22 protein-coding genes are annotated in these 22,699 nt (G+C 60.6%); 14 read left to right on the top strand and 8 right to left on the bottom strand.

Annotated elements, in window-relative coordinates; translation table 11 throughout:
- The first annotated feature begins 164 nt into the window (after positions 1-164).
- The 9 genes from Q4577_RS15605 to Q4577_RS15565 all read left to right on the top strand — a co-directional run bounded on the left by Q4577_RS15605 (position 165) and on the right by Q4577_RS15565 (position 9,515).
- The gene (locus Q4577_RS15605) at positions 165-1,742 is read left to right on the top strand and encodes an ABC transporter substrate-binding protein (protein WP_244684861.1); all 1,578 of its coding nucleotides are present in this window, start codon (positions 165-167) and stop codon (positions 1,740-1,742) included.
- Between the two features lie 129 nt (positions 1,743-1,871).
- A complete protein-coding gene (locus Q4577_RS15600; protein ID WP_303470656.1) occupies positions 1,872-2,855 on the top strand; it encodes an ABC transporter permease in 984 nt (327 codons plus the stop codon).
- A 13-nt stretch (positions 2,856-2,868) separates the two neighbouring features.
- A complete protein-coding gene (locus Q4577_RS15595; protein WP_303470654.1) occupies positions 2,869-3,819 on the top strand; it encodes an ABC transporter permease in 951 nt (316 codons plus the stop codon).
- 5 nt (positions 3,820-3,824) lie between these two features.
- A complete protein-coding gene (locus tag Q4577_RS15590; protein WP_303470651.1) occupies positions 3,825-5,006 on the top strand; it encodes an amidohydrolase family protein in 1,182 nt (393 codons plus the stop codon).
- Positions 5,003-6,442, top strand: coding sequence for a chlorohydrolase family protein (locus tag Q4577_RS15585; RefSeq protein WP_303470649.1), 1,440 nt, complete (start codon positions 5,003-5,005; stop codon positions 6,440-6,442). Before Q4577_RS15590 ends, Q4577_RS15585 begins: the two co-directional genes overlap by 4 nt.
- A complete protein-coding gene (locus Q4577_RS15580; RefSeq protein ID WP_303470646.1) occupies positions 6,439-7,413 on the top strand; it encodes an ABC transporter ATP-binding protein in 975 nt (324 codons plus the stop codon). The genes Q4577_RS15585 and Q4577_RS15580 overlap by 4 nt, the downstream gene beginning before the upstream one ends.
- Positions 7,410-8,384 carry an ABC transporter ATP-binding protein gene (locus Q4577_RS15575; protein ID WP_303470644.1) on the top strand — a complete coding sequence of 325 codons (975 nt, stop codon included), beginning with the start codon at positions 7,410-7,412 and terminating at the stop codon, positions 8,382-8,384. The genes Q4577_RS15580 and Q4577_RS15575 overlap by 4 nt, the downstream gene beginning before the upstream one ends.
- Positions 8,374-8,871 (top strand): nucleoside deaminase, encoded by a 498-nt coding sequence (locus Q4577_RS15570; RefSeq protein WP_244684832.1) that lies wholly within the window; start codon positions 8,374-8,376, stop codon positions 8,869-8,871. The genes Q4577_RS15575 and Q4577_RS15570 overlap by 11 nt, the downstream gene beginning before the upstream one ends.
- Positions 8,872-8,873: 2 nt before the next feature.
- Positions 8,874-9,515: an aspartate/glutamate racemase family protein gene (locus Q4577_RS15565; protein ID WP_303470642.1), complete on the top strand. Its 642-nt coding sequence runs from the start codon at positions 8,874-8,876 to the stop codon at positions 9,513-9,515.
- A 25-nt stretch (positions 9,516-9,540) separates the two neighbouring features.
- Here Q4577_RS15565 and Q4577_RS15560 read toward each other — a convergent pair whose 3' ends face one another.
- Complete coding sequence (locus tag Q4577_RS15560; protein ID WP_303470640.1) at positions 9,541-10,449, bottom strand: LysR family transcriptional regulator; 909 nt, start codon at positions 10,447-10,449, stop codon at positions 9,541-9,543.
- Between the two features lie 266 nt (positions 10,450-10,715).
- Here Q4577_RS15560 and Q4577_RS15555 point away from each other — a divergent pair, with 266 nt between their 5' ends.
- The 4 genes from Q4577_RS15555 to Q4577_RS15540 all read left to right on the top strand — a co-directional run bounded on the left by Q4577_RS15555 (position 10,716) and on the right by Q4577_RS15540 (position 15,240).
- Positions 10,716-11,513, top strand: a complete 798-nt coding sequence (locus Q4577_RS15555; RefSeq protein ID WP_303470637.1) for a CmcJ/NvfI family oxidoreductase — start codon at positions 10,716-10,718, stop codon at positions 11,511-11,513.
- On the top strand, positions 11,506-12,480 hold the full coding sequence (locus tag Q4577_RS15550) for an LLM class oxidoreductase (RefSeq protein WP_303470636.1): 975 nt from the start codon (positions 11,506-11,508) through the stop codon (positions 12,478-12,480). Before Q4577_RS15555 ends, Q4577_RS15550 begins: the two co-directional genes overlap by 8 nt.
- Before the next feature lie 9 nt (positions 12,481-12,489).
- Positions 12,490-13,287 carry an SDR family NAD(P)-dependent oxidoreductase gene (locus Q4577_RS15545; RefSeq protein WP_303470634.1) on the top strand — a complete coding sequence of 266 codons (798 nt, stop codon included), beginning with the start codon at positions 12,490-12,492 and terminating at the stop codon, positions 13,285-13,287.
- A 102-nt stretch (positions 13,288-13,389) separates the two neighbouring features.
- Positions 13,390-15,240: a sigma-54-dependent Fis family transcriptional regulator gene (locus Q4577_RS15540; RefSeq protein WP_303470632.1), complete on the top strand. Its 1,851-nt coding sequence runs from the start codon at positions 13,390-13,392 to the stop codon at positions 15,238-15,240.
- Positions 15,241-15,367: 127 nt separating this feature from the next.
- Here Q4577_RS15540 and Q4577_RS15535 read toward each other — a convergent pair whose 3' ends face one another.
- The 7 genes from Q4577_RS15535 to Q4577_RS15505 all read right to left on the bottom strand — a co-directional run bounded on the left by Q4577_RS15535 (position 15,368) and on the right by Q4577_RS15505 (position 21,341).
- Positions 15,368-16,945, bottom strand: a complete 1,578-nt coding sequence (locus Q4577_RS15535; RefSeq protein ID WP_303470630.1) for a GMC family oxidoreductase — start codon at positions 16,943-16,945, stop codon at positions 15,368-15,370.
- 12 nt (positions 16,946-16,957) lie between these two features.
- Positions 16,958-17,551: a hypothetical protein gene (locus Q4577_RS15530; RefSeq protein WP_303470628.1), complete on the bottom strand. Its 594-nt coding sequence runs from the start codon at positions 17,549-17,551 to the stop codon at positions 16,958-16,960.
- 28 nt (positions 17,552-17,579) lie between these two features.
- The gene (locus tag Q4577_RS15525; protein WP_303470626.1) at positions 17,580-18,287 is read right to left on the bottom strand and encodes a hypothetical protein; all 708 of its coding nucleotides are present in this window, start codon (positions 18,285-18,287) and stop codon (positions 17,580-17,582) included.
- A complete protein-coding gene (locus Q4577_RS15520) occupies positions 18,284-19,006 on the bottom strand; it encodes a 2-oxo acid dehydrogenase subunit E2 (protein WP_303470623.1) in 723 nt (240 codons plus the stop codon). The genes Q4577_RS15525 and Q4577_RS15520 overlap by 4 nt, the downstream gene beginning before the upstream one ends.
- Positions 19,003-19,236, bottom strand: a complete 234-nt coding sequence (locus Q4577_RS15515; RefSeq protein WP_244684811.1) for a lipoyl domain-containing protein — start codon at positions 19,234-19,236, stop codon at positions 19,003-19,005. Before Q4577_RS15515 ends, Q4577_RS15520 begins: the two co-directional genes overlap by 4 nt.
- Before the next feature lie 74 nt (positions 19,237-19,310).
- Positions 19,311-20,330: an alpha-ketoacid dehydrogenase subunit beta gene (locus Q4577_RS15510; protein WP_303470620.1), complete on the bottom strand. Its 1,020-nt coding sequence runs from the start codon at positions 20,328-20,330 to the stop codon at positions 19,311-19,313.
- Between the two features lie 21 nt (positions 20,331-20,351).
- On the bottom strand, positions 20,352-21,341 hold the full coding sequence (locus tag Q4577_RS15505; RefSeq protein WP_303470617.1) for a thiamine pyrophosphate-dependent dehydrogenase E1 component subunit alpha: 990 nt from the start codon (positions 21,339-21,341) through the stop codon (positions 20,352-20,354).
- A 327-nt stretch (positions 21,342-21,668) separates the two neighbouring features.
- Between Q4577_RS15505 and Q4577_RS15500 the strand changes: the two genes are divergently transcribed.
- A complete protein-coding gene (locus Q4577_RS15500; protein WP_303470614.1) occupies positions 21,669-22,655 on the top strand; it encodes a zinc-dependent alcohol dehydrogenase family protein in 987 nt (328 codons plus the stop codon).
- Positions 22,656-22,699: the final 44 nt, after the last annotated feature.

The raw sequence follows: 22,699 nt of genomic DNA, 5'->3' as shown, positions 1-22,699 counted from the left end.
AATCTGTTCTGCCCATCAAATTCGCACAATCCATATCGCATACAATTAAATTCGTCAATTGGATACAATTTGCTTGTCACATCGTATTCACTGTGCCACCCAAAATACATCGTATCCAATTTTGCCGAATCCGAAATACAATCTTCCATGACGGGGACCAGAATATGAAACTACGACATCTCTTGCTCGCAACAGCAGCAGTTGCTGCATTTACAGGCACAGCACAGGCCGAGAATGTGCTGAAATGGGGCGCCAACCGCGATATCGGCTCGCTTGACCCATATTCCTTTGGCGACAGTTTCACGATCAACGTGCTGAACCACGTCTACGAAGGTCTGGTGCGCTATAACAAAGACCTCAAGATCGAACCCGCGCTGGCGGAAAGCTGGGAAATTCTGGAAGATCAGATCACCTGGCGCTTCAAGCTGCGTGAGGGCGTGACCTTTCACAATGGCAACCCCTTTACCGCCGAAGATGTCGTTGCATCGCTGACGCGGGTCAGCCACGAAACCTCGCCGCTCAAAGGCAACCTGCCGGCCTATGTCAGCTCCAAGGTGGTCGACGAGCTGACCGTCGATATCACCCTGAACGGCACCTATCCGCTATTGCTGAACGATCTGACCAACATTCATATCTTTGACAATGAATGGATGACCGAAAACGACGCGCTGATGCCAACCGATGTCGGCGCAGGCACCGAAGGCTATGCCACTTATAACGCCAACGGCACTGGCCCCTTCATCGTCGAAAGCCGCCAGCCCGACGCCAAGACCGTCTTTGTTGTCAATCCCGACTGGTGGGACGAGCCGCAACATAACCTCGACAAGATCGAGCTGACGCCGGTGAACTCTGCCGCGACGCGGGTTGCTGCGCTGTTGTCGGGTGAGATCAGCTTTACCAATGATGCGCCGGTGCAGGATTTGCCGCGCCTTGTGGCCGCGCCGAATGTCGAAGTTCTGGAAGGCGTCGACCTGCGCACCGTGATGATTGGCTTCCCCTTCCGCGACACGCTGACCACCGGAGAGGCGAACCCGTTTGTGGAAAAATCAGTGCGCGAGGCGCTTTACAAGGCGATTGACCTCGACCTGATCCATCAAAAGGTCATGCGCGGCAAGTCCCGCAATGCCGGGGCCACCATCGCACCGCCGATCCCCGGCTATACCGAGGCGCTGGACACCCTGCCGGAATTCGACCCAGAAGCCTCCAAGGCGCTGCTGGCCGAGGCCGGTGTTGCCGAAGGGTTGGAATTTGAATTCAACTGCCTGAGCGACGGTTTGGTGAACGAAGAACAATTCTGTCAGGCGATTGCATCCATGTGGAGCCGGATCGGATTGTCGCCCAAACTGGATGTGGCGCCGCGCGCGGTGCAATCGCCCAAGCGGACCAACGGCAAGACCGATGTCTACACGCTTGGCTGGGCCACTTTGCCATTGCTCGACAGCTATTCGCCATTGTTGCAGATCTTTCATTCGAAAGACGGCAATGCGGGTGTCTTCAACTGGGGCGGCTGGTCCTATCCAGAGCTGGACGCATTGATTGATGCCGCTGGGAGCGAGCTTGATCTTGAAGCGCGTCTTGCCCTGCAAACCGAAGCGCTGGGAATCGTCAAGGACGAGATGATCATGATCCCGCTGCACCAACAACCGATGGCCTGGGCCGTGACCGAGGACGTGGCGGACATGCCATTGTTCCCCGATGCCAAGCCGCGCCTTTGGTTTGCGCAGATGGGTTCGGATTCCTGATCAAAGTGTTGGATCGCCTTTGGCGGTCCGGCTGTCCGGGGGTGAACATCCCCCGGACCACTTAAACGTTTGTTTGTCAAGATCGGGGCCGCGCATGCCCCTTGATCGGCCCTGGCACTGGAGACCGGAATGATTGCCTTTCTTCTTAAACGCACCGCCAATGCGGCTTTTGTCATGCTGGCAGTGGCGCTGTTGGCCTTTGTGATCTTCCGGTTTTTCGGTGACCCGGTCGAAATGATGGTGAATGAGCAGGCAACCCTGCAGGACCGCGTGGAATTGCGCGAACGGCTGGGACTGAACGACAGTTTTGTTGTCCAATACACCCGGTTCGTCACCAATGCGGTGCAGGGGGATTTCGGAATTTCCTATCGCAACCAACAGGATGTGATGGTGCTGATCAAGGATCGGTTCCCTGCGACGTTTGAATTGGTGCTGGTGGCAACGGTGATTTCATTGGTGGTGGGTATCCCGGCGGGGGTGATCACCGCCGTTTATCGCGACAGTCGATTGGCCAATATATTGCAGTTGAGCTCCATTGTCGGGGTGTCATTGCCCAGTTTCGTGGTGGGTATTCTGCTGATCCTTGCCTTTTCGGTCTCGCTGGGGTGGCTGCCCGCCTTTGGGCGCGGCGAAACGGTGGATATCGGCTGGTGGTCGAGTGGTTTGCTCACACCCTCGGGGCGGGCGGCGTTGATTTTGCCGGCAATCTCGCTTTCGACGTTTCAGGTCACCCTGGTGATGCGGTTGGTGCGCTCCGAGATGCTGGAAACCCTGCGCGCCGATTACATCAAATTCGCCCGCGCCCGCGGCGTGCCCACCGCCCGCGTGCAGTGGCGCCATGCGCTGCGCAATTGCTTGATGCCGGTGATCACCCTGACGGGCATGCAGATCGGCAATCTGATCGCCTTTGCGCTTGTCACCGAGACGGTTTTTCAATGGCCCGGCATGGGGATGCTGTTCATTCAGGCGGTGACCTTCGTCGATATCCCGGTGATGGCGGCCTATCTGATGATCGTTTCCTTTATCTTTGTCGTGCTGAACACGCTTGTCGACATCACCTATGCCTGGGTTGATCCGCGCCTGCGCGATGACACCGCCCGTGCCAATGGTTGAGCAGGAGACCCCCATGGAAAAGACCCTTCCCGTGCCCGCACGCACCACATTGCGCAACCGGCTGGACAAGCTGCGCGAGAGCGACGTTTGGTATTCCTTCCGCTCGCATCCTTCGGCGATTTTTGCCGCTGGGTTGCTGATCCTGGTTGCGCTTACAGCGTTTCTTGCGCCGTGGATCACACCACAGAACCCCTATGATCTGGCCGCGCTTGAGCTTTGGAATTCGGAAATTCCGCCGATCTGGAATGAGGCCGGCCAATGGCCCTATATCCTTGGCACCGACACCCAGGGGCGCGATATCCTTTCGGCGGTGCTTTATGGTTCGCGGATTTCGCTGATCATTGGCTTTGCTTCGGTTTTGCTGGCGCTTTGCGTTGGCCTCGCGCTGGGGTTGATGGCGGGGTATTTCGGCGGCTGGATCGACAATGTGATCATGCGGGTCGGCGATGTGCTGTTGTCGATGCCGTTTATCCTGATCGCCATTCTGATCACCGCAATTGCAAGCGCATCCCTGCCCACCGGGCTGAAGGATATTCTGGCCGCGCCGATCCTGATCTTTGCCATCGCGGTGCCGTCCTGGGTGCAATATGCGCGCACGGTGCGGGCCTCGGCGATGGTCGAGGCGAAAAAGGAATATGTGCAGGCGGCCAAGCTGATCCGGGTGAAATCCTGGCGCATCATGTTGCAGCACATCCTGCCCAATTGCATGACGCCGATCATGGTGGCGGCAACGCTGAACTTTGGTCTGGCGATCCTGTCAGAAGCAACATTGTCGTTCCTTGGTGTCGGCATGCCACCCGATCAGCCGTCGCTGGGCACGCTGATCCGCATCGGCAATCAATATCTGTTTTCCGGCCTGTGGTGGATCGTGGTGTTCCCGTCGATCCAACTCTGCCTGATCGTGCTGTCGGTCAACATGATCGGCGACTGGCTGCGCGACGCGCTCAACCCCAAACTGCGGTGATTAACGTGACTTCCAAGACCCTTCAAAACGTGCGCCCGATGGGCGGCCCTGTAACCGACCTGCATATCGTTGACGGTGTGTTCGCCGCCGAAGCCGCGCCAAACGCCGAGGTGATTGATTGTGGCGGGCGCATCGTGATCCCCGGGTTGGTCGAGGCGCATACCCATCTGGATAAATCGCTGCTCGGCCTGCCCTGGTATCGCAATGAGGTCGGCCCGCGCCTGATCGACAAGATCAACAATGAGCGCGAGGTCAAAGTCTCGCTCGGCCTTGATCCGCAGGTGCAAAGCGAACGCCACGCGATCCTCGCCATGTCGCACGGGTGCACCCATATCCGCAGCCATGTGGATGTGGACACCCATCACGGTCTGGCCGGGATCGAGGGCGTGATGGCCACGCGTGAGAAACTGCGCGGCATGGTGGATATTCAGATCGTCGCCTTTCCACAATCGGGTATGATGACCCGCCCCGGCACCGCCGAATTGATGGACGCTGCGCTGGCCTTGGGCGCCGATCTGGTCGGCGGCATCGATCCCTGCGGCATGGAGCATGACCCCAAGGGGCATCTGGACACGGTGTTTGCGCTGGCGGAAAAACACGGCAAGCCGGTGGACATTCACCTGCACGAACGCGACGCGCTTGGCTGGTTCTCGATGGAGGAAATCATCGACCGCACCGTCGCGCTGGGGATGCAGGGGCAGGTGTCGATTTCACATGCCTTTTGTCTGGGCGCGGTGGATCGCGGCTATGTCACCGGGTTGCAGGAAAAGCTGGCGGAGAACCGCATTCACATCCTCACGACTGCCCCGGCCTCGGCGCCTGTTCCGGCGGTCAAAGAGTTGAAGGCGCATGGCATTCTGACCGGCGCGGGCTGTGACGGCATTCGCGACACCTGGGGGCCGTATGGCAATTCCGACATGCTGGAAAAGGCGATGCAGATCGGCATGCGCAACAATCTGCGCCGGGATGATGAGGTCGAATTGGCGCTGGATATCTGCACCTTTGGCGGCGCGGCGATCATGGGGGTGGCGGGCTATGGCCTGGGCCTTGGCTGTACCGCCGATTGCCTGCTGGTCGAGGGCGCGACGCTGGCCGAAGCGGTTGTCACCCATGCGCCGCGCAAATTGGTGCTGAAGGCGGGCGAGGTTATTGCGCGCGATGGCACCTGCGTGATCGAGGCCCCATGATGGGGGCGCGAACTCTCCTTTCCGCCCGATGGGTCATCGGCCACCGCGATGGCCGCCATGTGGTGTTTGAAAACGGCGTTGTGGTGATCGACGGGACCGAAGTGGTCTTCGTCGGCACGGGCTTTGACGGCGAAGTCGCGCGGCGGATCGACTATGGCGCGGCGGTGATTTGCCCCGGGTTCATCGACCTTGATGCGCTGTCGGACCTCGACACCACGATCCTGGGCTACGACAACAGCCCGGCGTGGCAAAAGGGCCGGGTTTGGCCCGAAACCTATATCGCACGCGGCCCGTATGAGATGTATTCGCCGGAGGAGCTGGCGTTTCAGAAGCGCCATGCCTTTGCCCAGCTGATCCGCAACGGCATTACCACGGCGCTGCCGATTGCGTCCCTGTTTTACCGCGCATGGGGCGAGACGGTCGCAGAATTCGATGCCGCGGCGGCCGCCGCCGAGGACCTTGGCCTGCGGGTTTATCTTGGCCCCGCCTATCGCACCGGTGGTCAGGTGACCGACAATGCGGGCAACATTCGCGCCACATTTGATGAGGCACGCGGGTTACAAGGCCTGGCCGATGCGGCGGATTTTGCCGCGCGGATTGATGGGGTGGCCGACGGGCGCATTCGCGCGATGTTTGCGCCCGACCGGATCGAAACCTGTACCGAAATGCTGTTGCAGCGCACGGCGGAGATCGCCGCCGACATGGGCGCGCCGGTGCGCCAGCATTGCAGCCAATCGCCCATTGAGCTGCGTCTGGTGCGCGAACAACACGGCTGCGCACCGATTGAATGGCTGCACGGGATCAGAGCGCTTCGGGCCAATTGGCTGTTACCGCATGGCACCCAGGCGACCGAAGCGGAATTTGACCTGATTGCCGGGGCAGAGGCCACTTTGGTGCATTGTCCACTGGTGTCGGCGCGCCATGGTGGGATGCTCAAGAGCTTTCCGAAATGCCGTGCCAAAGGCATCAACATTGGTCTTGGCACCGACACACATCCCGCCGACATGATCCTGAACATGCAGATCGGCATGATGACCGCGCGGCTGGCCGATGGGATGGAGGCGATCCGATCAGAAGATATGTTTGACGCCGCCACACTGGGCGGCGCGCGGGCGCTGAACCGGCCCGATCTGGGCCGTCTGGCCCCGGGGGCCAAGGCCGATATTGCGGTGATCGACCTGCGCAACACCCTGCAAACACCCGATCCGGTGCAAACCCTGATGACATCGGCCTCGGGCCGGGATGTGCGCGATGTCTGGATCGACGGGCGGCATGTGATGGCCGATGGCGTGATCCCCGGCATTGACGAAACCAAAGACGCCGCCCGCGCGCAGGCGCAATTTGACGGCTTGATCGCCAAATACCCCGACCGCACCACCGGCCATCCGCCAGTTTCCGCGATTTTCACCCCCAGCTATGAAAGGGCCACGCCATGAGCGATGTCGTTCTTGACGTACGAAACCTGCGCGTCGAATTTCCCACCCGCAAGGGCATTCTGACCGCTGTTGACGATATCTCTTTGCAAATCCGGCAGGGGGAAATCCTTGGGATGGTGGGGGAATCCGGCGCGGGCAAGTCGATGACCGGCATGTCGATCCTTGGGCTGTTGGAGCCACCGGGTCGGATTGCCGCCGGAACCATCCATCTGTCAGGGGATCGGATTGATGATCTGGACGACACCGCAATGCAGAGCATTCGGGGGCGGCGCATTGGTGCGATCTTTCAGGATCCGCTGACCTCGCTCAACCCGTTGTTTCGGGTGGGGGATCAGCTGGTTGAAACGATTCGTCTGCACACCGATCTTGATAAATCCGCCGCCCGCGAACGTGCCAAGGATCTGATGCGCGAGGTCGGCATCCCGGCGGTCGAAGAGCGGATCGACAATTACCCGCACCAGTTTTCCGGTGGCATGCGGCAGCGGATTGTCATTGCGCTGGCGCTTTGTGCCGAGCCGGAATTGATTGTCGCGGACGAACCGACAACCGCGCTGGATGTCTCGATTCAGGCCCAGATCACCGCGCTGTTGAAACGCCTGTGCCGCGAACGGGGCACGGCGGTGATGTTGGTCACGCATGACATGGGGGTCATCGCGGAAACAGCCGACCGGGTGGCGGTGATGTATGCCGGGCGCTTGGCCGAGGTCGGCACGGTCGACGATGTCGTCCGCCGCCCCAAACACCCCTACACAAGCGGGTTGATGGGGTCGATCCCGTCGCTGCGCAAAGACGTGGCAGAATTGCAGATGATCCCCGGCTCGATGCCCCGGTTGAATGCCATCCCGCCGGGCTGTGCGTTCAATCCGCGCTGTGGCCATGCCGGGCCACGGTGCCACCGCGACATCCCCCGGATCGACAGCACACACACCGGCGCGGCCTGTTGGCTGGGCACGAAAGGAGAGGTCGCATGAACATTCGCCCCAATGCCATTCTTGAGGTTGATGCGCTGGAACGGCGTTTCGATGTGTCCGCGCCCTGGCTCAACCGGTTGATCGAGCGTAAACCCCGCCGCACGCTGCGCGCGGTGGATGGCGTCGATTTCGCCATTCAGCGGGGACAAACACTGGCGCTGGTCGGGGAAAGCGGCTGTGGCAAAAGCACCATTGCCAAGCTGGTGACCGGGCTGCATCCGCCCTCGGGTGGGAATATCCGGTTTCATGGCGACCGGGACCGGCTTCAGATGATCTTTCAAGACCCGTTTGCCAGCCTCAATCCGCGTTGGCGCGTGGGCCGGATCATTGCCGAGCCGCTGCGCACCCTGCGCCCCGATACGCCAACCGAGCAGGTTTCGGCGCGGGTGGATGAGCTGTTGCGCACGGTCGGGCTGGCTCCGGCGGATGGGCTTAAATTTCCGCATGAGTTTTCCGGCGGGCAACGCCAGCGGATTTCCATCGCCCGCGCGCTGGCGGGGGAACCTGAATTCCTGGTCTGCGATGAACCCACCTCTGCCTTGGATGTTTCGGTGCAGGCGCAGGTGCTTAACCTGATGAAAAATCTGCAAAAAGACATGGAGCTGACCTATCTTTTCATCAGCCATGACCTGAGCGTGGTGCGCCACATGGCGGATGTGATTGCGGTGATGTATCTGGGCCGGATCGTAGAAATTCAGCCCACCGCCGATCTTTTCGCCAATCCGCTGCATCCCTACACCCAGCTTTTGCTGGAAACGATCCCCGATCTTGAGGCGCCAAAGCGCGACAGAAGCCCGATGGGCGGCGAGGTGCCTTCGCCGGTATCGCCGCCTTCGGGGTGCAGCTTTCATCCGCGCTGCCCGCTGGCCTTTGATCGGTGCAAGGTCGAACGCCCGCAACGCCGCCCCGAGGTGCATGATCGCCGGGTCGCCTGTTTTGCCGCTGAACAAGGAAAAACCGATGTACAATGAAACCTTCATGCGCCGCGCGATAGAGATTTCGGCAGAGGCGCTGAACACCCCCGGCACCGAACCCTTTGGCGCGGTCATCGTCAAGGATGGCAAGATCGTCGGCGAAGGCATCAACCAGTCGCTGATCAACCACGATCCGACCTCGCATGGGGAAACCGAGGCGATCCGCGATGCCTGTCGCAATCTTGAAACCGTCGATCTGCGCGGCTGTGAGCTGTATTCAAGCTGTGAGCCCTGTGCGCTCTGCGTGGCGGCGATGAACATCGCGGGGATTGCGGCGCTGTATTATGCCGCCGATATGGATCAGGCCGGTGCCGCCATCGGCGATCTGCCCGAGGCCGCGCGCTTTCCGGTAGATGTCGATCGCCTCATCCATGAATGCGGCCATGGGGTACATGCCCGCAAGATGCCCGCCGAACAGCATATGGCGTCCGAGGCGACCACGATCCTGACGGATTGGGCCACCTTGGCCAAATCCCGCGTCTGACCATGCGCCTGCTGTACATCAACCCGAATGCGACCGTGGCAATGACCAACAGCATTATGGCCACCGCCCGCGCCGCCGCACCAGAGACCGAGATTTTGGGCTGGACCAATCACGACGGTCCGCCCGCAATTCAGGGCGCAGCGGATGGCGAAGCAGCGGTTGTCGGTCTGTTGGGGATGTTGCCGCGTGCAAAGGCGGAACAGGTGGATGCCATTGTCATCGCCTGTTTCGACGACACCGGGCTGGACCGGGTACGCCACGCGGCGCATTGCCCGGTGATTGGCATCGGTCAGGCCGCCATGTCGGTCGCGGCGCTGCATGGTGGTGCCTTCGGGATTGTCACCACGCTGGATGTGTCAGTGCCGGTGATCGCCGCCAATGTCGATGCCTATGGCCACAATGCGGCCTGCGCCGGGGTGTTTGCCTCCGGCCTGCCGGTCCTGGCGGTCGAGGCCGGTGGCACGGCGGTCGAAGATCAGCTTGTCAGCACAATCGCAACGGCCCAGAGCGCCGGCGCCAAGGCCGTTGTGCTGGGTTGCGCGGGCATGTCGGGCCTCAAGACCGCGCTTGAAACGCGCACGGGCCTGCCCTGCATTGATGGGGTTGCAACCTCTGCCGTGGTCGCACGCGCCATGCTTTTGTAAGGGTTTCCCCAGCCAATTCAGAAGACTACCCCCCCGCCCAAGGCCGGTTTCTGACAATTTTCTCGACCAGGAAATCCATGAAGACACGCACCTTTGGCGACAGAACGTTGGAATTCGGGTAAACCAGCCAAAGCACGGATTTATCGGCAACGGCATAATCGGGCAGAACCTGCACCAATTGCCCAGAGGCAAGTTCCTTGTCGACGCTCCACCGCGAGTTGATGGAAATGCCTGCACCGGCAATGGTTGCCAATTTCTGGGTCAGGCCATCGTCCAGTATCAGGCGATTTTTGGCGGCGGCCGGGGCAAATACCGCGCGCTCCCCTCCCGGTCCGATCAGCGGTCGTGCCGATTGGTTTTTGAATGCAATCAACTGATGCTTCACAAGATCACTTGGATGGGCCGGCACGCCATTGTCGCGCAGATAGCCCGGTGACGCGCACAACATGCGCACATCATCCGCCAGCTTGCGACCCTTCAGGCTGGAATCCTCCAGCGCCGAATTGCGGATCGCCAGATCAAAGCTGCCTTCGATCAGGTCAAACACGCTGTCGGACAGGCGCAAATCCAGCGTCAAATCGGGATAACGGCGCAGAAACTCCGGCAAGATCGGGGCGATGTAAAGCTGGGCGAATGTGCTGGGGGCGGTGAAGCGCAAAGTCCCGCGTGGCGTGGCATGACCTTTGCCCAAAGCGGCGCGTGCGGCATCTTCCTGGGCCAGGATTTCGCGCGCGAACGGCAGGAATTCGGCCCCTTCCAGCGACAACGACACTTTGCGGGTCGTCCGATGCAAAAGATCCGCACCCACCGCATTTTCCAGCTTCGCCAGATGCGCCCCGGCCACAGCAGGCGCAAGCCCAAGCTCGCGCCCTGCGGCGCTGATGTTCAGTTTTTCCGCAGCAAGGACGAACAGGCGCAGGCTGGCAGTGTCCATGATTTATATCCAAAATCTAAATTATGAATACGATTTTGACCAATTTACGCGGCATCATCAATAGATAAATATCCCAGCAAGACAGAGGTGATTTTCCAGCAAAGAAAGATCAAGCCATGACAGCCTATTCCTTACGTGCCGTGACCCCGACCACCGAAGATTGGGTTCCGGTTTATCTGCCTGTTGTGAATGATCTGGCCTGATCCACAGGCCCTCACCACTTCCCTGCCCCACATCATCGCCACATTCAAACAAAGGAGCGCCCGATGGCACGCACGGGTCACGTCAATTACCACGTTCACACCCCAGGTCGCCAAGCGTTTGAAATTGACGCGGGCGGTATTGCCGGCAATCTGGTATCTCCGGAACTGGTGGAAACCGAAATCGCCCTGCATGATGTCCGCCAAGGCGGGACAACCCGCTTTGCAACCGATGGGGTCCGCTTTGAACGCAGCCCCACAGAGGTGACATCCTTTGACAACGACACCGCATGGCAGCCCGTCTATGACGCCGAATTGACCGCGTTGTTGACACACAGGATTGCCGCGCAAGAGGTGATTGTCTTTGATCACACCCTGCGGACCGACGACCCCAACGCCAGCCGCAGACCCGCGCGCAATGTGCACAGCGACTATAGCGTTGACGGCGCCCGAAAGCGGCTTGTCGATCTGTTGGGCGCGGACAAGGCCGCGCAATGGGCGCAGGGGCATTACGCCTTTGTCAATGTCTGGCGTCCGGTTGGCAATCCGATCAACAGCGCGCCTTTGGGATTTGTGCGGCCCGCGACCGTTGCGGATCAAGACTGGATCACATTGGATCTGATCTATCCGGATCGGCGCGGCTCGATCATGGGGCTGGCGGCAAATGCGCACCACGAATGGATCTATCAATCCCGGATGACACCGGACGAGGTCGTCTTTTTCAACATTTACGACAATACGGGACGTCCTTCGGTTGCGCATAGCGCCGTCGATCTGGTCGAAGACCCGGACCTGTCCGTGATCCGCCAAAGCATCGAAAGCCGAACCTTGGTGCGATTCAAGCCGGAGCATCCCCATGCCTGACACTGCCACCACCCCCGCAAACACCTTTGCCTCCATCAACCGCGCCTATGACACCACGTTCCGGCCCGCGCGTCTGACGCTTGGGCTGGTGGCGCCGGTCGAGGCCAACGGCAACAATCCCGTGCCGACCTTGCACCGCCATATCGCGCGGGTGCAACTGGCAGAGACGCTTGGCTTTGCCGCTGTCTGGTTGCGCGATGTGCCGTTCAACGTGCCGAGCTTTGGCGACGCCGGGCAGATCCATGACCCCTTTGTCTATCTCGGCGCTTTGGCCACGGCGACACAGCACATTGCCCTTGGCGTCGCCAGTATCGTGCTGCCCCTGCGCCATCCCGCCCATGTGGCCAAGGCCGCAGCATCGGTGGATGTGCTTTCCGGTGGCAGGTTGCTGTTGGGGGTGGCCTCGGGGGATCGACCAGAGGAATACCCGGCCCTCGGTATGGGCTTTGCCGATCGCGGTGCGCGGTTCCGCGACAGCGTTGCCTATATCCGAAGCCTTGCGGCCCCCTACCCCAGCCTGCAAAACAGCCACGGCACCCTGTCCGGCGGCATGGATATGTTGCCCAAACCATCGGGCCCGCGCCTGCCGCTGCTGATTACCGGTGGCAGCCAGCAAACCCCGGATTGGACCGCACAGAATGGCGACGGCTGGATGACCTATCCCCGTGATGCCACAGCCCAGGGTCGCGTCGTGGCCGATTATCGCCAGCGGGTTGCGGACACCGGCGAATCGGACAAACCCGTGATGCAATCGCTTTATATTGATGTGCTGCCCGATCCCGAAGCGGGGCCGCGCCCCATCCATCTGGGGTTTCAATCCGGCACCACCTTCCTGCGCCGCTATTTGCACGAGATCGAGGCACTGGGCATCAATCACGTCGCCCTGAACCTGCGGTTCAACGAAGCAGAGATCGAGACCACATTGAAACGTCTGGCAGATGATGTGCTGCCTGACTTTGCCACATAGGAACACAGTATGCCCAAGACCATTCTTATCACCGGATCAACAGACGGCATTGGTTTGCGCACGGCCAAAACATTGGCGATGCAAGGCCATACAATCCTGCTGCACGGTCGCAGCCCATCGAAACTTGCCGCCGCGGCGGCGGAACTGGGCGGCGGGGTCAAAACCTATGCCGCCGATCTGTCCAATATGGCCGAGGTCGAAAAGCTCGCGGCGGAAGTAACCACAAGCAATGATCCGCTGGACGTTCTGATCAACAATGCGGGCGTCTACAAGGTGGCGAACCCCACAACGTCCGACGGTTTTGATGTGCGGTTCATGGTCAATACCTTTGCGCCTTATGTGCTGACCAATGCCCTTTTGCCGATCATCCCCCGGGATGGGCGGATCGTGAATCTGTCTTCGGCGGCCCAGGCCGCGATCAACCTGAAGGCCATGGCCGGTCAGGCAAAGCTGGATGATTTCGGCGCATATGCCCAAAGCAAGCTGGCATTGACCATCTGGACCCAGCATTTCGCCCGGACCTATCCCAATGGTCCCGTGGCGATTGCCGTGAACCCCGGATCGCTTTTGGCATCGAAAATGGTCAAAGAGGGGTTTGGCGTGGCTGGCAATGACATTCAGATTGGCGCAGACATCCTGACGGCGGCGGCGACCGGCGCGGATTTTGCGGCGGCTTCGGGCAAGTACTTTGACAATGACAGCGGTGGGTTCGCACCGCCGCATCAAGCCGCGCTTGATAAAAATCACGCCGCTGACGTGATGCAGGTCCTTCAGGAGATCACCGAGGGTCTCCGCCGGAATACCTAGGGCCAGGACCCGGGCAACTGTATTTCTCAGGCGGCGGGCGTGGGACAAACAAAACATTCCCACGCAGACCCTTCTTGGATAAGATCGCCGGAGGGAGGATTTATGAACGGGATTTCGGCACGGACGAAACCCGAGGCGGCCGTTGGTGCCTCTTGGGAGCGATGCGAGCGGACCTACAAGCTGGTGCGCGATGCCGCGCGTCCCATTCTGCGGATGCAAAGCGCCGAGGTTGCCCCACGGCTGGAAGAAATGGTCGAACGGACCGGCGGGCGCAACGGGATCTTTCGCCAATTGGCCGGCATCGCAGCAGAGACCGGCGCTTGCATGGTGCTGACGGACACCAATGGTGTTCTGCTCCGGCTGGAAGGGCCGGATAACGGCCGCGCGGTGTTTGAAAAGAACGGTATTGCCTATGGCTCTTGCTGGGACGAACGGATCGCGGGGACCAATGGCATCAGCATGGCCCTGTCCGAGGGCAAGGCCTTTACCGTGCGGGGGAAAGACCATTATTTCTCTTTGCTTCATCCGTTTTCCTGCACCGCTGTTCCGCTTTTTGACGCCGAAAACCAGCTGATCGGGGTCGTCAACTTCTCTATGCTCGACCGGGGAAACACCGCAGATTATCTATTCGCCCGCCAATTGCTGGGCACCGCTGCCGGCCGCATTCAACACCTGTTGTTCGAGCGGAAATTCAAAGACTCGCTGATCCTTTCCGTGTCGCCGCGCGCGGAACGCGATCTTTTGCAAAGTACGGAATTGGTTGCGGTCAATGACGACGGGATCATTCTGGGCGCGACCGCACATGCGCATGTGATTGCCGGCGCAGAAACCGCCAATCGGCTTCGCGGCAAGACCTTTGAGGCGATGTTTGGCGCCGATGCCGCGGCATTGGACCGGGTGCCGGAACGGGTGATGAGCGTGCGGATGGATCACGGATCAACCGTGGACATCGCAGCACGCAAAAGCCACACAAGCCGAAAACCACAACGCGCCCGGCCCCCAGTTCAGCAAACAGAGGCCCCGCGCCCACAGCGCCGCCGCCTGTCCCCGTCGCTGAAACAGCTGTCTTTGGGCAGCGATGTGATGGCAACAATGGCCGCACGGGCACAAGCCTGCTTTCGCCGGTCGCTGCCCTTTCTGATCGAAGGGCCATCCGGCACCGGCAAATCCGGCCTGATCGCAGCATTGTTTCAGGACGAAGACCTGGCCGCATCGAATATCATGACCGTCGATTGCGCATCGCTTGATGATACGCCGGATGATCGGGTTTATTTCCAGACATTGGTCGATCAGGCCCGTGTTGCCGGCGCCTTTGCCTGCGATATGCTGGGCCCGGTTTCCATCGTTCTTGAAAATATTGACGAGATGCCCGGCTTTGCGCAGGCCGGCCTTCGATCCGTTCTGGATGAATTTGATCCGGCCCCGACAAGCGGCGACATGCCACGCATCATTGCAACAAGCCGGAAATCCTTGATTGATGCCGTGGAACAGGGGCGTTTCCGCGATGACCTTTATTATCTGCTTGCCCGCACCGTGATCGCATTGCCGCCGCTCAAGGCCCGCGAACAGATTGCGCACCTCGCGCAGGCGCTTGCCACATCCCTGTCGGGTAAGGATGTCGTCATCACCCCGGAGGCCGCCGAAACATTGCGCATGCACCATTGGCCGGGAAATGTGCGCGAGTTGCGCAATGTGCTCCAGCAAGCCCTGATCGAAGGCGACGGCCGCCGGATCTCTCGGACTGATTTGCAGGCGATTGCCCAGAATGTACCGATACAAGTCGGCCCGCGCGCGGACCTCCTGCCCAATGCACGTTATGACGAACGCGCCATGATCGCGGATGCGCTTTCCGGGGCGCGGTGGAACGTCACCCAAGCCGCGCGAAACCTGGGCATCGGGCGCGCAACGATCCACCGAAAGATGAAACAATACGGCATCATGCGCCCCGAATAGTGGCCGCCGACGCGAATCTGCGCAAATCAGGATTTCACCTCAAAGCGCCCCAATGCAGCCGGGTCCGAAGACCCGACCACACCGGGGAGGACCGGGGCGCTGTTGATGTTCAGATCAGATATTCAGATCAGATGTTTTGGGCGTTCATTTCCCCGGCAATATATTCGGCCTGACGGATGGCCAGGGCGACGATGGTCAGCGTCGGATTGCACGCCCCGGACGAGGTGAACTGACTGCCATCCGAGACAAACAGATTGTCGATATCGTGGCTTTGGCCATAGGCATTGACCACGCCCTTGTCGGCATCCGCATGCATCCGGTTGGTGCCCATATTGTGGCTGGCCGGATAGGGTGGCAGTTCGTAAATGTCTGTCGCACCTACAGATTCATAAATCTGCGAAGTCGATTCAACCATATGCGCCGTCATCGCATGATCGTTGTTATGCGGCGTCTTGGCGACGATGGGCACCGGCAGACCGTGCTGGTCCAATTCGCTGCCGTGCAGGGTGACGCCGTTTTGTTCCTGCGCCAGATCCTCGCCCAGCGCCCAGACGCCGGACATGTGATCATATTGCTCCATCGCGCGCGAAAAGCTGCGGCCCCAACCGGTGTTGCCGGGTTCCAGGAACGCGCCCATGAACGGCAGGCCCAGCGACAGGAATTCAAGGTAATACCCGCCGTTGAAGCCGCGTTCCGGCATGTGTTTGACATCATCGCTCACAATCCCGGCCACCGATGTGCCGCGGAACATATGCACCTTTTCGGGCATCACCGCATAAATCCCGGTCGAGGTGTGGCACATATAGTTCTTGCCCACCTGACCCGAGGAATTGGCCAGGCCATCCGGGAACATCTCGGACGCGGAATTGAGCAACAACCGGGGGCTTTCGATCGAATTGCCCGCGACACAGACGATCCGCGCCTTTTGCAGATGGTGATTGCCGTCACTGTCCGCATACAGCACGCCGGTGACCTTGCCGGTGTCGTCATGTTCGATTTTCAGCGCCATGGCATCGGTGCGGATTTCGCAGAATCCGCTGTCCTCGGCGCGGGGCAGTTCGGTCACCATCGTCGACCATTTCGCGCCAATCGCACAGCCCTGCATACAGAACCCGATCTGTTGGCACGCCGGGCGGTCATCGTTTTCGACCGAGTTGATTGCCATCGGGCCGGAATTGTAATCGGTGCGCCCGGTCCTGCGGCAGCCTTCGGCCAGCACGCGGAACCCGTTGTTCCACGGCAGATGCGGCATGCCGGTGGTTTTACCGGTGACACCCATCTTCAGCTCGGCCTTTTCGTACCATGGCGTCATTTCCGCCAGGCTGACGGGCCAGTCTTCGACATTGGCCCCCTCAACCGCGCCATAGGTGGATTTGGTTTTAAATTCGAATTCCTTGAACCGAAGCGCAACCCCGGCCCAATGCACGGTGGACCCGCCATAGCCTTTGACGATCCAGGCAGGCAGGGTCGGGTGATTGACCGCGCCGTGCCAGCCGCCCGCCGAATAGCGTTTGTCGAGCCAGGAGATCTTCTGAAACATGGTCCATTCGTCGTTTTCCATGTCCGAGGTATCAAGCCGTTTGCCCGCCTCCAGCACCACCGATTTGATGCCCTTTTGCGCCAGCTCATTGGCAAGCGTGCCGCCGCCCGCGCCAGAGCCGATGATGACGACCACAGAATCGTCGGTTTTGTCAAAAGTTGTCATTGTTGCGCTCCCTCACCCCTGAACTTCGGCCATACGTTCCGCAAGGCTGGGGCCATCGGGAACAAAGGTGATGTCGGAAAAGCCGCGGTCGATATAGCCGCCGTATTCGACCGAATTGCCCTGATAGCCAAACAGCGGCCAGACATCGACATTGTTGTAGATGGCGAAATAGGCGGTCCAGCGGACGCCCTGGAAAAACCCGTCATGCTGGAATTTGCGCAGCACGCCCTCGCGGGCATCCGGGTCTGGGATGGCGATGTAGTCGCTGCCAAACAGGTGTCGGGATTGCGCGTCAATGCGGGCCAGCCCCTCGCGCAGGTCTTTGGCGGCGGCGGCATCATTTTCGGCATTGGCAATCACCGCATCGGCGATGGATTGGTAATGGCTGACCGCCAACAGATCGGGGTGCGGATAGATATCCTGAACCATGCGCAGCAATGTGGCGCTTTCGCCCTGGTCCAGCGTGGCAGCAAAGGCGCGCCCGGTGCTGGCGATCATGGCGCTGGTTGTCACGCCGGCCATGGCGGTGGTCATCAGGAACATGCGGCGGCTGATGCCTGCGTGGTCCGGCCCTGAAGGTTTCAGGCGGTGAAATCGAATGGTCATCTTGTCCTCCCTTTGGGTGTTCTTGTCGTCAGGCGGCTGCGGCCTCCTCAAACCGCAGGTCGCCGATGGTGTGCAGACGGTCCTCAGCCGCGCGGATCAAGGCGCCATGCACCGACGTGGGGCGCATGGTGTTGGGCAAAAGGTCACGCAAAGCGATATGCACATCGCGCCGGGGGGCGATGATGCCGCCGGCGTGGCGTTCGACATCGCCCAACACCGGCCAGACGGTTTCGGGCGGGTCATCCACCACGATCGCCGCATGGATAAGCGCGATGGACCCGGCGGCACCGTTGGGCCGCCAGCGTTGGGCGGTGCCGGCCAGCTTCCGGCCACCCGCCGTCACGTTCCAATCGCCGTCACAGAACGCGGCCTTCACGGCACCGGTCTGGGTACGGATTTCGAACCGGCTCAGGGCCTCGGCAATGGTGCCGCAGATCATGTCAAAACCTGCGTGGATCTGGGCCCCACGCGGCATTGGCGTAATCATCGCGATATTCAGCGTGCCGGGCCCCTGGGGCACCGCGCCGCCGCCGCTGGTGCGCAGTTGGATCGGCCAACCGGCCGCAGCGGCGCGGGCGCGCAATGCGTCAAACCCGGCACGGCGCGCACGGGATCGGGGCACCACGATGGAATGCGCCGCCGCCTGCCACAGCAAAACAGCCGGGGCACCGGCGGCGAACAATGCCTCTTCCCGCGCATTGCCGTCATCCGCCGTATCAAAACTGGCGCAGATCATGGCCCGAGGCTCTCGATCTCGGCACAGATGGTGGTGAGCAGATCGCCCGCCGGCGCGCCATCCAACGCACGGTGATCAAAGGTCAGCGACAGGCCCACATGCGGGCGCAATTCGATCCCGCCATCGGCGCCGCGCACCGCGCGATCGGTCATCCGACCAATGCCAAGGATACAGATTTGCGGCGCGTTGATGATCGGGGTGAAGTGCTCCACCCGCGTCAGGCCAAGATTGGACACGGTGAAGGTGCCGCCGGTCATTTCCGTTACGCTCAACTTGTTGACCTTGGCCCGCGCGGCCAGATCCTGCCGCGCGGCACGCAACTCGGTCACGTCCATGTCGCTTGCTCCAAAGATCGCGGGCGCGACCAGCAGGTTGCCGGGCAGCGCGATGGCAACCGACAGATCGACCTTGTCCGTCGTTTTGACGTCGCGCCCTTCGACCCGGCCATTGGCATCGGGGTGCGCCTTCAACGCCCGCACCACCGCCAGCATCAACAGATCCTCGACCGAGGCTTTGGTGCCCGCCGCTGCCAACCGCGCCTTTTCCGCCATCAGCGCCGTGGCATCGGCGCTGGCGTGATGGGTCAGCTGCGCGGCGGTGGCCAGACTTTTGACCATCGCATCGGCGATCATGCCGCGCATCCCCTTGAGCGGGACGACCTTTGCCGGATCGGCCCCCACCGTGTTGGCCCCCACCGCATTACCCTCTGGCGTGCTCATGCGATTGATCCGATCACCGCGCCCTTGGCGACAACGGCATCGGCCTCTTCCTTGATGGACACGGTGCCGGTTGCCGGGGCGGTGATTTCATATTGCACCTTGGCGGTCATGATTTCGGCAATCAGCGCGCCCTGTTCGACGCTGCCGCCGTCATCCACCAACCAGGAGGTGATGACGCATTCTTCGTCTTCGTCCCAAAGATCCGACGGGATCACGATATCTGTGGCCATTTTGGCAATCCTTCTCTGATCGGGGACGCCGGCGGCGACCCCGTTAAGTGACATCTGCGGTGTGAGTGGTGGTGTCAGGCGGCTTTCATATCGTCCCAGGCGGCGACGATTTTATCCGGGTTGGGCAGGCAATATTGCTCCATCACGCGGGCGAAGGGGATCGGCACATCCGGGAAGGCCACCCGTTTCGGCGCGGCTTTCAGCACCGAAATGTTATGTTCGGTGACGGATGCAATGATCTCGCCCGAGACGCCGTAGCTCATGTAATCTTCGTCCACGACGATCAGCCGCCCGGTTTTGGCGACGCTGGCGCGGATGGTGTCACGATCCAGCGGCACAAGGCTGACAAGATCCACGACCTCGGCGCTGACGCCTTGGGATTCCAGGTTTTTTGCCGCCTTGAGCGCGTTGTGCACCCCCATACCCAGGCTGACGATGGTCACGTCGCGGCCTGCGCGCACGATCTTGGCCTTGCCGATCTCGACCGTATAGCTTTCCTCCGGCACATGCACCGTGGCCCCGGCCTCGGTCCCCAGCCAGCCCATGCCCTGCAACCCCTTGTGGTACATATAGACAACCGGGCTGTCATCGCGCATCGCAGCGGTCATCAATCCCTTGGCGTCATAGGCATTGGACGGCGCGACGACCTTCATTCCCGGAAGGTGGGCAAAGGTGCCATAGACACATTGCGAATGCTGGCCCGCGTCGGAATAGCCGCCGCCGGTGGATGTCATCAGCACCATCGGCACCTTGAAATTGCCGCCCGAGAAATAGGTGTTTTTCGCCATCAGGTTGTAGATCGCGTCGAAACAGACGCCAAAGAAATCGACGAACATCAGCTCGACCACCGGGCGCATGCCATCCTGTGCCGCGCCCACGGCGGCACCGATAAAGGCGGTTTCGGAAATCGGCGTATCGCGAATGCGCTCGGCGCCGAATTCTTCGATCAAGCCACGCGTGTTACCATAGACACCGCCCAAGGGGCCGATGTCTTCGCCCATGACAAAGACGTTTTGATCAATCCGCATTTCCTGCGCGACGGCCTCGGCCATTGAGCGGGCGATTGTCAGTTTTCTTTCATTCGATTTGGTCATCTTACTCTCCTCCCTGGGGGCTCAGGCTGCGAAAATGCGGGTCAGCGCATCTTCGGGGGCCGGGTCCGCGCTTTCGCGGGCAAATGTGATCGCTGCGTCGACGCGTTGGCCTGCCTCTGTCTCGATCTCGTCAAGCTCGGCTTCGGTGGCGACGGCATCGGCCAACAACCGGGCGCGCATCTTGGGGATCGGATCCTTTTCAAACAGCGCATCTTTTTCGCCTTTTGGGCGATAACCTTCGGCGTCCCCCATGAAGTGGCCCGCCAAACGATAGGTTTCGAATTCCAGCAGCGATGGCCCTTCACCCGCCCGCGCCCGTGCGATGGCCTCGCCTGCGGCCTCATAGATGGCGTAGGGATCGTTGCCCTCTACCCGTTTGCCCGGAATGCCATAGGCCGCCGCGCGGTCGGCATTGTTGGTCACAGCGCTGGAGGTTTCCTTGGCCACCGAAATGCCCCATGCGTTGTCCTCGATCACGCAGATGAAGGGCAGGTTCCACACCGCCGCAAGGTTCATGGCCTCGTGCCAGCCGCCCTGATTGACCGCGCCTTCGCCGACAAAGGCCACCGCCACACCGGGCAGACCGCGCATCTTGCGCGACAGCGCCGCACCAACCGCCGGGCCCATGCCCTGGGCAATGATGCCCGAACAGGCAAAGTTCACATCCGGGTCAAAGATATGCATATGTCCGCCGCGCCCCCCCGACAGGCCGGTGGTCTTGCCGAAGATCTCGGCTGCCATCTTGTCCAGGTCGACGCCTTTGGCGATCGCCTGATGGTGCGGGCGGTGGGTGGCCGTGACCACATCCTCGGGCGTCAGATGCGCACAAACCCCCACCGCCACAGGCTCTTGCCCGTCGGACAGATGCATTTCGCCCGGGATCGGCCCGTTGGCCATGTTGAACACCGGGGTTTTGCCTTCGAAATAGATCTTGGCAATGGCCTCTTCGAACCTGCGGCTCGTGACCATATTGCGATACATCCAATGCTGTTCGTCGCGTGTAGGTGACATGAACTCCTCCTCCCGTAGTCAGTGGCGGCGTGCCACATAAGTTCATGGAGAAACCTGCGAGACCGGCCGCCCTTCAACAATCAGAACATTTGCGGGCTGGGGCGCAGGCGGCTTAACTGTCTCAGGCTGAGACAGTTTGAGACGGATCAAGACATCTGCCCCTTCCGGGAGACGCAATTGCACCAATCCCCGGAATCGCCCAATGAGGGGCGGAATCCCACGATTTATATGCAAAATCTAAAAACTGATGATTTGCATTGCTCAATTAAACATATTTTCGCGGTCAGTTAGACAGCAGGGAGCAAATTCATCAACTGGAGCACCCCGATGAAAACCATGACACTCACCTCCTACGGTCCCGATGCAGCCTTTGAACTGGCCGAGCTGGATCGCCCTGCGGTCACCGCTGGCCACGTTGTCCTGCGTGTGCATGCCACCAGCATCAACACGGTTGATACAATGATCAAAAACATGGGCAGCGACCTGCCTTTGTCGCCGGCCCTGCCCGCCGTGTTGGGTATGGATTTCGCCGGGGTCATCGAAGAGGTCGGCGAAGGCGTCACAGGTTTTGCCGTCGGCGACGAGGTCTATGGCTGCGCGGGTGGTCTGGCCGATCTGCAAGGCGCGTTGGCCGAATACATGGTCGCCGACGCCCAGTTGATTGCCCATAAACCCAAATCCCTGTCCATGCGCGAAGCCGCCGCCATGCCGTTGGTCGGCATCACGGCCTATGAAGGCCTGCACCGTGCGGGCGTCACAGCGGGGCAAAAGGTTCTGGTACAGGGCGGCGCTGGCGGCGTCGGGCATCTTGCCATTCAGATTGCCAAGCACCTGGGGGCCGAAGTCTCGGCAACGGGCACCGGCGATGCGCAAATGGATGTCATCAAGGGATACGGCGCAACGCCGATTGATTTCATGAAGGAAAAGATCGCCGATTATGTCGCGGCCCAGACCGGTGGCGCAGGATTTGACATGATCTTTGATGCGGTCGGCGGCCCCAATATGACCAATTCCTTCGAAGCGGCGGCGCTGAATGCCCAGGTGGTGACCACCGTGGCCTTGTTGGAAATCGACCTGTCCCCCGCACATTTCAAAGGTCTGTCACTGCATATCGTATTCATGCTGCTGCCGATGCTGGCCAACGTGAACCGTCAGGTGCACGGCGATATTCTGGCCAAACTGGCCGAACTGGTGGACGCAGGCGCGGTCAAACCGTTGCTGGATGAAGAACGTTTTGGGTTCGAACAGGTTGGCGCGGCCTATGCCCGCCTTGGCAGCGGCAAAGCGATTGGGAAGGTCGTCGTAGACGTCTGATAGCAAGCCCTTTTGCGACACAACACGAGGAGCGGCGTCAGGAA

The sequence above is a fragment of the Marinovum sp. 2_MG-2023 genome (assembly GCF_030548265.1).
GTDB lineage: Bacteria > Pseudomonadota > Alphaproteobacteria > Rhodobacterales > Rhodobacteraceae > Marinovum.
This window is presented reverse-complemented; position numbering and strand designations above follow the sequence as displayed.